The organism is Lysinibacillus sp. C5.1 (assembly GCF_016350185.1).
GTDB classification, from domain to species: Bacteria; Bacillota; Bacilli; order Bacillales_A; family Planococcaceae; genus Lysinibacillus; species Lysinibacillus sphaericus.
The window spans coordinates 4,269,044-4,282,873 of record NZ_CP066226.1 but is presented as its reverse complement, the minus strand read 5'-3'; the positions used below and the strand labels follow the sequence as shown (position 1 = coordinate 4,282,873).

The 13,830-nt window shown below is 36.8% G+C and carries 14 protein-coding genes; 9 read left to right on the top strand and 5 right to left on the bottom strand.

Translation table 11 applies throughout. The features are described 5' to 3' along the window. The first annotated feature begins 129 nt into the window (after positions 1-129). The 4 genes from I5435_RS21040 to zupT all read left to right on the top strand — a co-directional run bounded on the left by I5435_RS21040 (position 130) and on the right by zupT (position 2,993). Positions 130-1,029 carry a hypothetical protein gene (locus I5435_RS21040; protein ID WP_025220727.1) on the top strand — a complete coding sequence of 300 codons (900 nt, stop codon included), beginning with the start codon at positions 130-132 and terminating at the stop codon, positions 1,027-1,029. 37 nt (positions 1,030-1,066) lie between these two features. Then, positions 1,067-1,201 (top strand): hypothetical protein, encoded by a 135-nt coding sequence (locus I5435_RS21035; RefSeq protein ID WP_255313803.1) that lies wholly within the window; start codon positions 1,067-1,069, stop codon positions 1,199-1,201. A gap of 93 nt (positions 1,202-1,294) precedes the next feature. After that, positions 1,295-1,909, top strand: a complete 615-nt coding sequence (locus I5435_RS21030; RefSeq protein ID WP_024361359.1) for a phosphatase PAP2 family protein — start codon at positions 1,295-1,297, stop codon at positions 1,907-1,909. A 274-nt stretch (positions 1,910-2,183) separates the two neighbouring features. Further along, complete coding sequence (gene zupT / locus I5435_RS21025) at positions 2,184-2,993, top strand: zinc transporter ZupT (protein WP_024361358.1); 810 nt, start codon at positions 2,184-2,186, stop codon at positions 2,991-2,993. A gap of 49 nt (positions 2,994-3,042) precedes the next feature. Here the strand turns inward: zupT and I5435_RS21020 are convergent, their stop codons facing one another. The 3 genes from I5435_RS21020 to thrC are packed head-to-tail and all read right to left on the bottom strand — an operon-like array spanning position 3,043 to position 5,703. Then, positions 3,043-3,708, bottom strand: a complete 666-nt coding sequence (locus tag I5435_RS21020; protein WP_337982920.1) for a 2-hydroxy-3-keto-5-methylthiopentenyl-1-phosphate phosphatase — start codon at positions 3,706-3,708, stop codon at positions 3,043-3,045. A gap of 52 nt (positions 3,709-3,760) precedes the next feature. Further along, on the bottom strand, positions 3,761-4,654 hold the full coding sequence (gene thrB, locus I5435_RS21015) for a homoserine kinase (RefSeq protein ID WP_024361356.1): 894 nt from the start codon (positions 4,652-4,654) through the stop codon (positions 3,761-3,763). After that, a complete protein-coding gene (gene thrC, locus I5435_RS21010; protein ID WP_024361355.1) occupies positions 4,651-5,703 on the bottom strand; it encodes a threonine synthase in 1,053 nt (350 codons plus the stop codon). The genes thrB and thrC overlap by 4 nt, the downstream gene beginning before the upstream one ends. Positions 5,704-5,907: 204 nt before the next feature. On the opposite strand from thrC, the gene I5435_RS21005 reads away from it, so the two are divergent. Both I5435_RS21005 and I5435_RS21000 read left to right on the top strand, forming a co-directional pair. Then, a complete protein-coding gene (locus I5435_RS21005; protein ID WP_337982919.1) occupies positions 5,908-7,122 on the top strand; it encodes an MFS transporter in 1,215 nt (404 codons plus the stop codon). 369 nt (positions 7,123-7,491) lie between these two features. Beyond that, positions 7,492-8,358 carry a MurR/RpiR family transcriptional regulator gene (locus I5435_RS21000; RefSeq protein ID WP_024361353.1) on the top strand — a complete coding sequence of 289 codons (867 nt, stop codon included), beginning with the start codon at positions 7,492-7,494 and terminating at the stop codon, positions 8,356-8,358. A gap of 113 nt (positions 8,359-8,471) precedes the next feature. Here the strand turns inward: I5435_RS21000 and I5435_RS20995 are convergent, their stop codons facing one another. Beyond that, positions 8,472-9,275 carry a GNAT family N-acetyltransferase gene (locus I5435_RS20995; RefSeq protein ID WP_024361352.1) on the bottom strand — a complete coding sequence of 268 codons (804 nt, stop codon included), beginning with the start codon at positions 9,273-9,275 and terminating at the stop codon, positions 8,472-8,474. A gap of 330 nt (positions 9,276-9,605) precedes the next feature. On the opposite strand from I5435_RS20995, the gene I5435_RS20990 reads away from it, so the two are divergent. Next, entirely contained in the window at positions 9,606-10,532 is a 927-nt protein-coding gene (locus I5435_RS20990; protein ID WP_024361351.1) for a manganese-dependent inorganic pyrophosphatase, read from the top strand. Positions 10,533-10,681: 149 nt separating this feature from the next. Here I5435_RS20990 and I5435_RS20985 read toward each other — a convergent pair whose 3' ends face one another. Beyond that, the gene (locus I5435_RS20985; RefSeq protein ID WP_337982918.1) at positions 10,682-12,061 is read right to left on the bottom strand and encodes an FAD-dependent oxidoreductase; all 1,380 of its coding nucleotides are present in this window, start codon (positions 12,059-12,061) and stop codon (positions 10,682-10,684) included. 125 nt (positions 12,062-12,186) lie between these two features. Here I5435_RS20985 and I5435_RS20980 point away from each other — a divergent pair, with 125 nt between their 5' ends. Both I5435_RS20980 and I5435_RS20975 read left to right on the top strand, forming a co-directional pair. Continuing rightward, the gene (locus I5435_RS20980; RefSeq protein WP_025220722.1) at positions 12,187-12,894 is read left to right on the top strand and encodes a DsbA family oxidoreductase; all 708 of its coding nucleotides are present in this window, start codon (positions 12,187-12,189) and stop codon (positions 12,892-12,894) included. 277 nt (positions 12,895-13,171) lie between these two features. Continuing rightward, complete coding sequence (locus I5435_RS20975; RefSeq protein WP_024361348.1) at positions 13,172-13,798, top strand: FMN-dependent NADH-azoreductase; 627 nt, start codon at positions 13,172-13,174, stop codon at positions 13,796-13,798. The last annotated feature ends 32 nt before the right edge of the window (positions 13,799-13,830 follow it).

Sequence of the window (13,830 nt, the reverse complement as noted above, 5' to 3'; positions counted from 1 at the left end):
GTGTAAGTGTATGGTTCATTAATTAATAAATTATTAATTTGTTTATATAGTAGAAAGTGGATTTTTTTGTAATGTTACTAGCTAGACAGCATATTCAAGATAAAACTTTAATAAAGGTAGGCGTATAATTTGAAAGTAGAACTTGAAAATTTAATCTCTATAGATGAATCTAATAAAGATCAAGTCATTAAAGTTTATAATCGCTATGGTATTTTGGTAGGTGCGCCTGAAATCAGAAAAAGAAATTTGAAGGCATCTTTTAATCCTATTTTTACTTTAAATGAAGATGTGACGTATGAGCAGGTGGCAGCATTATATAAATCATTGGAACATGAATTAGGGATTGTCTCTATTGGAGAACGTTTTTACTTTGATTTTTCGGAGAGCGAGTATGAACAAGCGCCATTATTTACTTTAAATTCTACGGGGAATTCCCCAGAGATGTTTGTAGATGATAAAGGGACTTTATTTTCTATCAGTACGTATTGTAAGCAGTGTGGTCTAATGGAAAAAGAGCAACTCTCACCATTAGTCATTGATACTTCGCAAATGAAAGATCGTCATTTAGTCCATGTAAGTGGGTACTGGGTAGCTTCCGAAGAATTAGTGGCACTAATGAAGCAAGCTAAAATTGAGGGCTATGAACTATTGGAAGTAATGCATAGCGGATCAGAAGTTGGAAAACAGCCTGCATATCAAATAATCCCAACACAGATAATGCCTGGATGTAGCGCTGAAAGAATTAAACTGTATTTTGCTACTGAACAACCACCTTGCAAATGTGGGTTAAGCGGTGTCATTAATGGTCCTGATATTTATGATCGTAACGATATAATAACTTTAAGTGGTGATGTATTTTATTCGTCTGAATGGAGTCATGATGGCAGATATCTGTACAGAAAAACACTATTTAGTAGAAAGTTCAGGGAGTTAATTATTAATAATCGTATTTCTAGAGAAGTTAGAGGAGAAAAAGATCAAAACTTTGGACCGAAAGATTGGTTATTTGACCCAGTATTATTAAAATAGTCTGAAGAATGAAATATCAGAGGGTTGGAGAGTGCTGATGTTGTTTAGAAAAATACTACCTATAATAGCTATTTTATTTATTGTTGCATTAGCACTTTCAAATTACTTCAATAAATCGGATGAAGCATCTATTCGACTAGCTCGTGATATTAAGTGTTTACTGATGCTATAAATGCCGAAATATATGAATATACTCCTCTATTTCACGTAATTATGGTATGATGTGAAAAAACAATTCGTGAATGTATTTTGAGGTGAAATTTTGATAAAAAAATGGGCATTTCCATTAGCAATAGTAACGCTAATCGCTTTTTTTATGTTGCGGTTAACATATCAGGGTGAGACAATTTTTAATTTTGATACAAAAGTGGCAGACATATTATTTGGTAATCCGTTTATCGAAGCTTTTCATTATATCGGTGAGCCGAGTTTTGTCATTACCGTTGCGCTTATATTAATGGTGTATTTAGCATGGAGGGTAAAAAATTACCGAGGCATGCTATTTGTTTTGTTAACATTTGCAGGAGGTAATGTACTGAATCAATTGCTAAAAAAATGGATTCAACGACCTCGACCAGAAATAGAAGATCAATTAACATCGTTTAGTTTTCCATCAGGACATGCTATGTCAGGCATTTTGTATTTGTTTACCGTTGCTTATTTGTTATCTGAAAATAACAGCAAAGCACGTCAAATACAGCTTTGGGTAGGGGCAATTGCACTGACAATACTTATTGGTCTATCACGTATAGCAGGTGCGCGCCATTTTGCTTCTGATGTACTAGCTGGCTGGTGCGTCGGTTACACATGGTTTATCATTTGTGTACTTTGGTATGAGCGACGTAAACGATTATATAAAAAGAATACTATAAAACAATAGTACTAATGTGAGCAGTACCCTTCAAAGGGTGCTGCTCTTTTTAGTAGTGCTAGTCGAATGACGTGCCTATGAGAAGTGAAGTGGATTTTTACGTAATAGAATAGCGTAATATGGCGTGTGCTTTTGCGGACAGTCCTTTATTGGGACTACTTCCTTTATATGAGAAAATTATTAAGTTTTTGTATAGAATATTTACCTAGTAAAAAAGAATTGCTTCTAGGAAACTTTTAAGCTAAGATGAGTACAATAAGAAAAAGAGAAAAGGAAGAAGGACTTGGAAGGATCAATATTATTCGCCTTAGGGTTAACCCTTTTTGCTGGACTTGCAACAGGAGTAGGGAGCTTAATAGCATTTTTTACATCACGCACAAATACAAAATTTTTATCGATAGCCCTTGGATTTTCCGCTGGTGTTATGATCTATGTATCACTTGTGGAAATATTCGTAAAAGCAAAAGATGCTTTAACGAATGCTTTAGGTACAACTAACGGTTATTGGTTGACGATAGCAGGTTTCTTTGGCGGAATGTTATTTATAGCATTGATTGATAAATTTATTCCAAAATCGACTAATCCCCATGAGGTTAAGCTTGTTGAAGATGTTAATGCCGTAAAACCACAGGTAGATGAAAACCATCTGATGAAGATGGGGGTTTTCACTGCTCTTGCCATTGGGATTCATAATTTCCCTGAAGGTATTGCGACGTTTATGTCCGCAATAAACGATCCGAATGTTGGTATTGCTATTGCAATTGCTGTAGCCATTCATAATATACCAGAGGGAATTGCTGTATCAGTACCTATTTTTTTTGCTACAGGCAATCGTAGAAAAGCGTTTAAACTATCTTTTTTATCAGGGTTAGCAGAGCCTGTTGGTGCGCTAGTAGCATATTTGCTATTAATGCCTTTTTTAACAGACGTCATGTTTGGGATTGTATTTGCCGGTGTTGCCGGAATTATGGTCTTTATATCATTAGATGAGCTACTCCCCGCTGCACAGCGCTACGATGAAACACATTTATCGATGTATGGATTAGTTGCAGGAATGGCTGTAATGGCTATTAGTCTAGTATTATTAGCATAATTAAATGAAAAAGGAATCTAGTCAATGGATATCGGCTAGATTCCTTTTTTTATACTTCTATTAATTTTTTAACTGTTTCCAAGCAATCATAAAAAGTGTTAAATGGCTCATAAGGAACTTGTAAATCTTTACAGTGGTCAAGTAACTGTTCTCTAGCTAATACTAAATCCGCTTGTTTAGCAGCTTCAAAATCAGAAATAGAGTCACCAATAACAATTTTGAAATGATCGGGCTGTGTCACTTTACGCATGACAGTTGGTTTACAGCAACCGCAACTTTGAGTTGTAAACTTTGCACATTGTGCATCGCAGCTATTTGGATAAACAATAGTAATCTGCTCTCCAGAAAAGTCAGCACTATTGCAATAAACCCCTGAAAATGGACCAAACTTTTCAAGCATTGGTTGTATGAAAAAATCGACCCCTCCGCTGACAATATAAAATGAAATATTGTGTTCCTGTGCATAATGAACGAATTCTCTAAAGCCTTCACGAATTACAGCGGTCTCCAGTAAATATTGAATGATGTCATCTTTTTGGTTAGTCGATAATAGTTCAAACATAGCTGTAATGCCGTCTTTAAAGCTTATTGTTTGGGCCATCATCGCCTTCGCAATTTTTTCAGATTGTTCAGGGACAAAATGCGTCATAAGTGAGACGATATTATCTGTTTCGGTTATAGTACCGTCAAAGTCGCAAAATATAATTGGTTTCAAGTTACAGCCTCCTTCAAGAAAAAACGCCTACTTTGAAGTAGACGTTGTAAATTTATATTACTTGTACACCATGCTCATCGGCCTTCGTTAGAATGATATGATGTTCTGGGAATTTTGCTTGCATTGTTGCAACAAAGCCTTCGGCAATAGCAGTAGGGATGATGGAAATTAGTGTTGGACCAGCTCCACTTAATGCTGTACCATAAGCACCATTTGCTTTTGCAGCTTCTTTAATCTCCGCATATTGTGGTATTAATGTTGAACGGAAAGGCTCATGGAACAAATCAGCTTCCATATAGTGCCCAGCACGTTCAAAATCTCGAACCATTAACGATGCAGCTAGCATATTTGCATTTGCAGAAGCACGTACTGCATAAGCCCGATCAAATTGTTTTGGTAAGACCGAGCGTGACTCACTCGTTTTCAACTCCACATCAGGGACATAAACAACAAATGAAGCATTGATATCATTGACATGGAAAGTATCTACAATACCGTTTTCATCCATTGAAGATATAGTCAAGCCTCCAAGTACTGAGGCAGTAGCATTATCAGGATGCCCTTCAATCTGAGAAGATAGATTTAACTTGTCTTGCACAGTTAACTTCAAATCGCATAATTGGTTGGCTAGTTCAATACCTGCAACTATAACGGCTGCACTACTGCCCAAACCACGAGCTAAAGGAAGTTCGCTTGCCATTTCAACACGGCAAGTAGGTAAATTCTTCTTATACTGATCAGCGATTTTTTTGGCAATAATGTATAGTAAATGTTGCTCAAGCTCAAATTCACTAGGACCGTTGTCATCGAGATGTATAATCTCCCAACTATCCTGTAGGGAAACATCTAATTTCAAGTAAAGAGACAAGCCGAGTCCAATAGAATCAAAGCCAGGGCCTAAATTGGCTGTGCTCCCAGGAACGGTGATTTGCCACTTTTTACTCATAGTACGCCCTCGATATATTTGCGGATTTCTTCTTCATCATTTTTTAGAGCAACAACGTCTACTGTTGAAACGTTCATTGCCGTGTCAGGATCTTTTAAGCCGTTACCAGTAAAGACTGTCACGACTTTTGAGCCTTTGACAATTTTACCGTTTTCAACAGATTTAATAACACCTGCTAATGATGCAGCTGAACCAGGCTCAACAAAAATGCCTTCCGTTCCTGCAATTAGCTTATAAGCTGCTAAAATTTCTTCGTCTGTTACAGAGTCAATAATGCCGCCAGACTCATCTCGTGCTGCTTCAGCATACTGCCAGCTAGCAGGGTTACCGATACGGATAGCTGTTGCAACTGTTTCTGGGTTAGCGATTGGTTCACCTTTTACAATTGCTGCGGCACCTTCTGCTTCAAAGCCGTACATTTTTGGTAAACCTGAAGCTTTGACATCATTATATTCTTTAAAGCCTTTCCAGTAAGCAGTAATATTTCCTGCGTTACCTACTGGAATGCATAAATAGTCTGGAGCAGATCCTAAAGCATCTACAATTTCAAAAGAAGCTGTTTTTTGCCCTTCAATGCGATATGGGTTAACTGAGTTAACAAGTGCTACAGGTGTTGTTTCACTCACTTGACGCACGATGTTTAATGCATCATCGAAATTACCATCAATTTCAATTATTTTTGCACCATACATTGTCGCTTGTGCTAATTTACCAAGGGCTACTTTCCCTTTAGGAATCACAACAATAGATTGGATACCTGCACGTGTTGCATAAGCTGCAGCAGCCGCTGAAGTATTGCCTGTTGAGGCACAAATAACACATTTACTACCGTCTTCAATAGCCTTGGCTACGGCAAATACCATACCACGATCTTTGAAAGAACCAGTTGGATTTGCACCTTCTATTTTACCATACAGCTCAATACCAAGCTGTTTAGAAAGATTAACTAAATGTATAAGAGGCGTATTGCCTTCGTTTAATGTTAGAGCAGGTGTATTTTCTGTTACGGGTAAAAATTGTTTATATTCTTCAATAAGGCCTTTCCACATAACGTAACGATCTCCTTTTGTTCTTATAGAAAGAACAGTTGTTTTTGTATAAGAGACATTTTAACGCAAATGACCATCTATTTTCAATAGCAATTAATAAATTGTCTAAACAATTCGGTCATTTGAATTTTACTTGTCACTTTCTTGAAACAACTGTATAGTAAACTCGTAATGTAAAGTCAAGTGTAAAGACAGGTGGTTAAGATGACAACAATTAAGCAAGAACAATCTATATCACGTAACAAGCTTTTGGGTGTAGCAGGTGTTGGCTGGCTCTTTGATGCAATGGACGTCGGTATTTTATCTTTCGTTATTACAGCGCTCGCGGTAGATTGGGATTTAACTAAAAGTCAGATGGGTTGGATTGGCAGTGTTAATTCTATAGGAATGGCAGTTGGCGCACTCATCTTTGGTATTTTTGCAGATAAAGTCGGTCGTAAGCAAGTGTTCATGTGGACGCTTATATTATTTTCTGTGGCAAGTGGTATTTCGGCATTTACAACAACTTTAATCGCATTTATGGCATTACGCTTTTTAGTAGGGATGGGGCTCGGTGGAGAGCTACCGGTAGCATCTACTCTTGTTTCTGAAAGTGTGGAGGCAAAGGAACGTGGAAGAGTAGTGGTATTACTAGAGAGCTTTTGGGCAGCAGGCTGGCTTATTGCCGCACTGATTTCTTATTTTGTTATCCCGACATGGGGCTGGCGTGTCGCTTTGTTGTTAACAGCAATTCCAGCAGTGTACGCTATATACCTGCGTTGGCATTTACCCGATTCACCACAGTTTACTGCGAAGGCTGAATCTAAAAAACGTAGCATTTTTCTCAACATACGTGATGTATGGTCGAAAAAATATGCCCGTTCGACACTTATGCTATGGGTGCTATGGTTTACAGTAGTATTCTCGTATTACGGTATGTTTTTATGGTTACCGAGTGTAATGGTCGGAAAAGGTTTTGATATGATTACTAGCTTTAAGTATGTGTTGATTATGACTTTAGCTCAGCTTCCGGGTTACTTTACAGCGGCATGGTTTATTGAAAAATTTGGACGCAAATTTGTACTTGTTTCCTATTTAACTGGAACCGCTGTAAGTGCTTTCATTTTTGGTAATGCAGAAACAATGGCGGTGCTATTAACATCTGGGATGCTATTATCATTCTTTAATTTAGGCGCGTGGGGTGCACTCTATGCTTATACACCAGAACAGTACCCAGCCGTTATTCGTGGTACAGGTGCAGGAATGGCTGCCGCAGTTGGACGAATTGGCGGTATTTTTGGTCCATTATTGGTAGGATCATTACTAACAGCAGGCTATGATATCGGTTTTATTTTTGCAATTTTTTGTGGTGCTATCATTATAGGGGTTATTGGTGTCATATTTTTAGGCACAGAAACGAAACAAATGGAACTGGAATAGTAAACATAAGGAAAGTCTTGGGTTCAATTTGAATCCAAGACTTTTTTGAAATCTGCTTTATTAAATACATAAAAATTATGTTTTATTTATTTTTATGCACTTGTTTCTAAAATATGTTAAAATTTCAATTCGTAGATTACTTGTTATCCAACTACTAAGTTGATAAAGATACTTTGGATATGATAAATATAGAGATTTTATGTCATTTTATTATGAACTAGTGCGTTAGTGTGTTAATACATTAAAGATTTTTCTGAAAAGTCATTGTATTCAAATTGCAATCATGATACTGTATTTTTAATCGAATTTAGAGTCAGTAGGGAATAATCTCCATTCGTGATAATTTCTTTGAAAGAAAGGTTGTTAGGAATGAGTATAAATGAAAATATAAAGAAAAGATTTGTAAGACTGTCAAAAGGACAACGTAAAGTTGCGCAATTTGTTATGAGTAATCCAACGGTTGTTATTGCTAATGGGGCAGCTGAAGTAGGTAGACAGGCAAATGTTAGTGAATCAACCGTTATTCGTTTTTGTTATGCGATGGATTTGTCAGGTTATGTGGAGCTACAAGAAGAGATTAGAAGTTATTTAAACTCACAACATGAAAGTGTTCCTCTTCAACCAGCACATACGGCGAGCAAGCAAAGAACTTCAAGCTTTGCTAAAATCATGCAACGTGATATGCAAAACATACAAGATACAATACATCTTGTGAACGATAAGGTGCTTCAAAAAAGCTCTAAATGGATGCATGAAGCAGATACAGTTTATATTTTAGGTACAAGACAAGCAGCCTCTATTGCTAATTGGTTATCGTATACGTTGAAAACTTTACGACCAAATGTAAAGCAACTACGTACAGATTCAGATGATCTCGTTCAACAAATCAACAGCATGAGCGAACGTACTACGTTAATTGTTTTTTCATGTGATAAACATTCCAATGATGTGAAAACGATTGTTGAAATAGCGAAAATGAAAAAAGTGAAAATTATTGCTATTACCGGATCGGCGTTGTCACCAATAAGAGACTATGCAAGTGCCCTATTTGCATTAGGTTTAAAAAATCAATCCTCTTTAGATATGGTACCTGTTCTATTTTCATTTATGCATGCTCTTATTGAGGAAATGGTTAGTCATGATAAAGAGCGATACACTCAATATCAACAATCATATGAACAAGTAGAAAATAACTTATTATTTTTAGATGTAGCAAGAGAAAAGCAAGTATTTTAATCAAGTATAGCGTATAGATGGAGTAATAGGCTCATCTATACGTTTTTGGTTCTAAGGTCTAGAAAAGTAAAAAGATGTCCAACTAAAATATTAGACATCCTTGAAAAAACAATTTATAAAATTTTACTTAAACTATATTCAGCCTTGAATGTATCATTCAGTTTAATAGCATTAACGCGAGTTCCTTCGTGTTCAAAGCCTAGTTTTTTAAATAGCTGTAATGCGGCATCATTATGCTCCATAACGGATAATTCGAGGCGAGAGATATTTCTTTGGTTAGCCCAGTCTTCCACTGCCTTCATAAGTGCTGAGCCAATCCCTTTTCGTTGGTGTTCTTCTTTCACGGCCAAGTGGACTGAGGCAACATGCTTGGCTTTAGAGTGCTTATAACCATGAATTACTGCATAACCTGCAAACGTGCCATTTAAAATGCAAAGCAAAATTGTGCGGTTTTTTAATTGCTTCCAATAAGCTAGGTTTTTTCTAAGTTGTTGTACAGTTAGCTCTAACTCATTTTCAACATTATACAAAAATTCAGTTTGTTGAAGGATTTCTTCTTGTAAAAGAATAAATGCTCTAGCATCTGATGCTTCAATCGCTCGGATTATGTACGCAGAAGTATTTTCGTTATTTTCAGAAATATGATCCGTCGATATTTTCTCCTGTGTGCGAGAAAATGTGACACTTGTGCCTAATTTGACATCTATGACATAATAACCTGCATTTGTCCAAGATAAAAAATGCGTAAGAGGAGGCTTTGTTTTTTTCCACCAGCTCTTATTTAAATAAGCAGCATTGGGTAAGGCTTGTCCCATAATGTTTTCTAATGCGCTAAAGGATAAAGTAATTTCACTTTGCGAAGCCACGTCAAAATAGCTTGCCAAAGGAATATACTTTTTTTCCATCTTCTTTGTCATCACAATCCCCATTCCTGTAATTCCTAAAAATTTTGACTACATGATAATAGCATAAAATTATCGTTTCTTGTATAAAAATCACAACTATCTATCTATCTAAAATAAGGAAATTTATGTTTAACAAAGGAAATCAAAAAAATCCATGGTAAAAAATAGATAAACTATTAAATGGAGTGAAATACTTTTATTATAGTATAGTGTAGCGTTAATGAACAACAACATAGTTTTCAAAAGGAGCGTATGATGAAAGTTTTACTTTATATCATGTTCTTTCATAAATTATGTTAAAATAAATGAAAATGTAGAAGTCATTTAGGAGGAAAAGTATTAATGAGCAAAGTTTTAGTTTTCGGACATAAAAATCCTGATACAGATACAATTACATCTGCAATTGTATACGCATATTTAAAGCAACAAATAGGAGTAGAAGCTGAAGCAGTACGTCTTGGCGAATTAAATAATGAAACAAAATATGCACTAGACAAATTTGGCTTTGAGGCACCGCGTGTTATTTCTTCTGTAGTAGGGGAAGCGGAAAAGGTTATCCTTGTAGACCATAATGAATTCCAACAATCGGCTGATGGCATTGAGGAAGTACAAATTACAGAGGTAATTGATCACCATCGTATTGCAAACTTCCAAACAGCTGACCCATTGTATTACCGTGCTGAACCAGTTGGTTGTACAGCGACTATTTTAAATAAAATCTTTAAAGAAAATGATGTTGTAATACCAGCAAATATTGCAGGGTTAATGTTATCAGCTATTATTTCTGACACATTACTGTTCAAATCACCAACTTGTACACAACAGGATGTCAAAGCTGCGGAGGAACTTGCAAAAATCGCAGGTGTTGATGCTGCGGACTATGGACTAGCAATGTTAAAAGCAGGCGCTGACCTTTCAGATAAATCTTTAGAGGATCTTTTATCTTTAGATGCAAAAGAGTTCCAGTTTGGTGAATATAAATCTGTCGTTGCCCAAGTGAATGCTGTTGATATTAACGATGTGCTTGGACGACAAGAAGAATTAGAAATTCTTTTAAATAAAAATGTTGCTGACAATGGTTTAGATCTATTCTTCTTCGTTGTAACAGACATTTTAAACAATGATTCAACAGCTGTTGCAATTGGACAAGTAGCAGAAGCGGCAGCAAAAGCATTTGGTGCAGAGCTGACAAACAACCGTGTTGTTTTACCAGGTGTTGTATCTCGTAAAAAACAAATCGTTCCAGTATTAACGGATGCTTTAAAATAAAATAGCGTATTGTCCAAACTCAAGAACGAGGTTGAGACAAATAGAAAAAGTGTTAGATTGAATGCCATCAATTTAACACTTTTTTTGCTATGCCATGATGTCTGCGTCTTGCGTTTTGTGCGTTCACGCTATCATCAACTAGTGCCTTATTAATCAAGTTTTAGTGGTTGAACTGCTGGACCTTCTAACACTTCTCCTTGGGCATTAAAACGGGAGCCATGACAGGGGCAATCCCATGTTTCATCCGCTTCATTCCACTTTGTTTTACAGCCTAAATGCGTACAAGTCGGAGCATTTCCATTTTTAATATAACCTGTGACCAGTTCCTTTGCCACGAAGCCTCCGACTTTCAGCATTTGCATAAACTGCGCACCAAATTTTGTACGTGCAGGCGAATAAAGCGTACTTGCATCGTTGTTCTTCGCAGTACCTGTAATAAGTGAAGACAGTAAATCCCCAGCGACGAATGAATTTGAAATCCCCCATTTGCGATATCCTGTTGCGATAAAGACATTTGGTAAGGACTGCGTAATTTTTCCGACATAAGGTACCATGTCGGGTGTTTCGATATCTTGAGCCGACCATCTATAAAGTGGCTCCTGCCCAAAGTGTACTTTCATTTCATTTTGAATAGCATCGTAAAAGGGCTTCGTATTGGTCGTTTCACCTGCGATATGATTAGCCCCACCGAGAAGTAAATAGTGCTCATCGTTTATAGTAGTCGTTCGAATAGAACGTGAAGGAAAATCAACTGATAGATACTGCCCTTGGTACGTTTCCATTATTTTACTGGCAACCATATAAGATCGGTTATTCGAAAGCTTTAGGAGTTGTAATCCTTTGAAGGCTTCAATTGGGTAATGCGTGCACAAAACAAGCTTATTATATTGAACCGATATATTTTTTTCGGTATGTAAGTCATTTTGTGCTATCCGTAATTGCTGGACACGTGTGTTTGCATATAGTTTCGCGCCCATTGATAATGCCTCTTTTATAAGAAAGTTACTTACAATTACAGGGTTTATTTGAGCTTGCTGCGATATGCTAAGTGCCTTTGTAATAGGGAAAGGGAGCTCCGTTTCAGAAGTAATCTTTGCCTTTACATTTAATACTTTATAGGCATTCCACTCTTTTAATAATTGTGAGTAGCCTTCTTTTGTTTGACAATACAGGTATGAGTCAACTGGCCGAATGGACTCTTTAGGAAGGAATTGTAATGCTTTCTCTACAGCATGTTGATTTAAATGATAATAGAGTCTAGCATCGTTTACAGAAAGCTTTTCGAGAAGATTTGCGTAGACTAAGCCATGCTGTGCAGTTAGTTTACCTGTTGAATGACCAGTCGTACCATGACTTAGCTTTGAATTGGCCTCTAGTAGTACAACATCGACACCTGCTTTTGCTAATACATAAGCGGTATATAGTCCAGTCAATCCTCCTCCAATAATACAAACATCACATTTAGTCGAAGCTGTTAAAGATGGCAAGGAAACCGAGTCGGTTGTTGCAAGCCAAAGAGATTGTGTCATACATAACCCTCACAGTGTTTTTACGTTCAGTATGGAGATAGCTTTGAAAATTTATGCAATGAAGCATAAAAATTGCTCGAAGAGAGCATGTGTCGTTACAATGTAGCAAAAGGAGCGTGTTTTTTATGAAAATCGAAATTTGGTCAGATTATGTTTGTCCTTTTTGCTACATTGGCAAAAAACAATTGGAAAAGGCAATTCAGGATACAGGGTTTGAGGGCCAAGTGGAGCTTGTTTATAAAAGCTATCAACTTGACCCGACAACACCAGCGGATACGAATGAGTCTATCTACGAATCTTTGTCTCAGAAATATAGTATGACATTAGAAAAAGCGAAAGAAATGACACAAGGTGTGGCAGCTCGCGCAAAAGAAGTAGGCTTACATTATAATTTTGATCAGATGATGGCAGAAAACACATTAAAAGCACATCGACTTGTGAAATGGGCTGAACAACAGGGTGACGCTAGTGAATTAGTTGAAGCGCTGTTACATGGCTATTTTATCGATGGAAAGCGCATTAGTCATGATGAGGTATTAGTGGCAATCGCAGAACAAGTTGGTTTCAAGCGTGAGGATATTGAAAAGGTTCTTGCTAGTGATGAATTTAAAGGTGATGTGGAAGTAGATATACAGGAAGGGCTTCAGCTTGGTGTACGAGGTGTTCCATTCTTTGTGCTTAATCGTAAATACGGTATTTCAGGAGCACAACCGCAAGAGGTGTTTGAAAATACTTTGCGTAAAGTAGCGGAGGAAGAAGGCTTACAACCAGGGTTAAAGATGGAAGGCTCTGGAGATGCAGGCGTTTGTACAGATGATAGTTGTCAGATCTAACTTGCTTCTGTAACCTTTATAAATGTTGAATTGACACAACCAAGTTAAAGGGCTCCGGCTGATGTTTCAGATTTGAAAGAGGAGCGATTCGAGCAAATTCGAAAAAAATTGGACGCAATTACGCTTAGGCGTAATTGCGTTTATGCATTTTACTCACAATGATTCAGTCAAAAGTCTGAGGCTCCTAACGTTGACTTTTGATCGGAATTTTTTTATTATAAGGATATATCTTGAATTCGAGATATTAATTTAGGAAACTCAAGGGAGAAATTATATAATGAACGTATTAGTAGTAAAAGCTAACAACCGCCCAGACGGAATTTCAACAAAAATGTACGACACTTTCATGGAAAACGTACAAAATGTAAACGTAACAACATTCGATGTATTTGCTGAAGATATGCCATACTTCGGTCAAGATCTTTTCAATGCATTCGGTAAAGTTCAAAACGGTGAAGAATTATCTGACATTGAATCTCGTCTTTTAGCTGCAAAACAAAAAGCGATGGATGCACTAACTGCAGCAGATGTAGTTGTATTTGCTTTCCCATTATGGAACTTAACAATTCCAGCGACATTACAAACTTTCATTGACTATGTATATCAAGCTGGTTTCACGTTTAAATATGATGAAAACGGTCAATTAGTTAGCCTAATGACTGATAAAAAAGCTGTAATCTTAAATGCTCGTGGTGGTTACTATTCTGCACCAGAAGCACAACCTATGGAAATGTCTGTAAACTATATTAAAAATGTAGTAGGTGGCGTATTCGGTATGGAAATTATTGAAGAAGTTATTATTGAAGGTCATAATGCTTCACAAGATAAAGCAGAAGAGATTATTGCAAACGGCCTAGAAGCAGTTAAAAAAGTAGCAAAATCTCTACAAACTGTAACTGCGTAAGTAATTATTTTTTATTAAAGAGGCTGGGACAT

Excerpts from the sequence above, each read along its gene's own strand:
- I5435_RS21005 (WP_337982919.1), top strand. The coding sequence starts at position 5,908 with ATGACAACAATTAAGCAAGAACAATCTATATCACGTAACAAGCTTTTG.
- I5435_RS20990 (WP_024361351.1), top strand. The coding sequence starts at position 9,606 with ATGAGCAAAGTTTTAGTTTTCGGACATAAAAATCCTGATACAGATACA.
- thrB (WP_024361356.1), bottom strand. The coding sequence starts at position 4,654 with ATGAGTAAAAAGTGGCAAATCACCGTTCCTGGGAGCACAGCCAATTTA.
- I5435_RS20975 (WP_024361348.1), top strand. The coding sequence starts at position 13,172 with ATGAACGTATTAGTAGTAAAAGCTAACAACCGCCCAGACGGAATTTCA.
- I5435_RS21000 (WP_024361353.1), top strand. The coding sequence starts at position 7,492 with ATGAGTATAAATGAAAATATAAAGAAAAGATTTGTAAGACTGTCAAAA.
- I5435_RS20995 (WP_024361352.1), bottom strand. The coding sequence starts at position 9,275 with ATGACAAAGAAGATGGAAAAAAAGTATATTCCTTTGGCAAGCTATTTT.
- I5435_RS21035 (WP_255313803.1), top strand. The coding sequence starts at position 1,067 with ATGTTGTTTAGAAAAATACTACCTATAATAGCTATTTTATTTATTGTT.
- thrC (WP_024361355.1), bottom strand. The coding sequence starts at position 5,703 with ATGTGGAAAGGCCTTATTGAAGAATATAAACAATTTTTACCCGTAACA.
- I5435_RS20980 (WP_025220722.1), top strand. The coding sequence starts at position 12,187 with ATGAAAATCGAAATTTGGTCAGATTATGTTTGTCCTTTTTGCTACATT.
- I5435_RS20985 (WP_337982918.1), bottom strand. The coding sequence starts at position 12,061 with ATGACACAATCTCTTTGGCTTGCAACAACCGACTCGGTTTCCTTGCCA.